Annotated in this window: 1 protein-coding gene and 1 pseudogene; both read left to right on the top strand. The window is 48.2% G+C overall.

All coding sequences use genetic code 11. The features are described from left to right. Positions 1-227 (top strand): annotated as a pseudogene (locus tag C1E99_RS01970) (hypothetical protein); the annotation flags it as partial. A gap of 78 nt (positions 228-305) precedes the next feature. Continuing rightward, complete coding sequence (locus tag C1E99_RS01975; protein ID WP_105107482.1) at positions 306-1,034, top strand: MerR family transcriptional regulator; 729 nt, start codon at positions 306-308, stop codon at positions 1,032-1,034. Positions 1,035-1,062 lie beyond the last annotated feature (28 nt).

Here is a 1,062-nt window from a genome sequence, read left to right on the forward strand (position 1 = left end):
TGGTCAATGCGGTGGAAACTCCCTTGCCAGAAGCGGTCCATGTCCTAGGCTTTTCGGCTCGAGGCCAGGCCTATCTCAAGACCGTCAAGGAGCGGGTAGGCTTGGTGACGCGGATCGGAAAAGAGCCCTGGGACAGCCTGACCCAGCAAGCCGATGCAGTCTATCAACTGGGCGCTAACGCAATAGCAGAGCAGACCTACGGGCGCGTGCCGGTGAGGGTGGAGTAAGATGTAAAAGTTTTTTGATAAAATTCTTGACTCTCACCTTACGTTATCCCTTATACTGGGCATAGAGAGGAGATTTCTATGAACGAAAATTGGACGGTTAAGCAGGTCAGTCAGTTGACAGGATTGACGGTGAGGACCTTGCACCACTATGACCAGATTGGTTTGCTCAAACCAGCATTTGTGGCTGAAAATGGTTATCGCTACTATAATCAGGAGAATTTGGCTCGTCTGCAAGAAGTTCTCTTATTTCGTGAGTTGGATTTTCCTCTCAAAGAAATTCAGCAGCTTCTGGACGTGACGGAAGTCAATCGTCAACAGGTCTTGCGGGACCATATCAGCCTTTTAGAGCTCAAAAGGGAACGGCTGGACCGCATCATCAATCACGCCAGATTGCTCACAGAAAAAGGAGGAGAAGTCATGGATTTTCACGCATTTGACAGCAGTCAACTAGAAGCCTACAAGGCGGAGGCCAAGGAGCGTTGGGGGAATACCTCAGCCTTTGCGGAATTTGAAGAGAAATACGATGCCAGTAAGGACCGGGTGTTTGCCCAAGAGATGCAGGCTATTTTTGAGGTTTTTGGAAAAATGCAGAGCTTAGAAGTCAGTCATCCAGATGTGCAGGCTCAGGTAGCCAACTTGCAGGCCTATATCACGGAAAATTTCTACACCTGCACCAAGGAAATCTTGCAAAATCTAGGTCTTATGTATGTTGAGGACGAGCGATTTTCAGCCAACATTGACCGAGCAGGTGGACCAGGCACAGCAGCCTTTGTCAGTCAAGCTATTGCGATTTATTGCAAAGAATAAACGAAAGAAGTCTAGTGAGAACTAGGCT

This window comes from Streptococcus suis, from assembly GCF_002964045.1.
GTDB classification, from domain to species: domain Bacteria; phylum Bacillota; class Bacilli; order Lactobacillales; family Streptococcaceae; genus Streptococcus; species Streptococcus suis_U.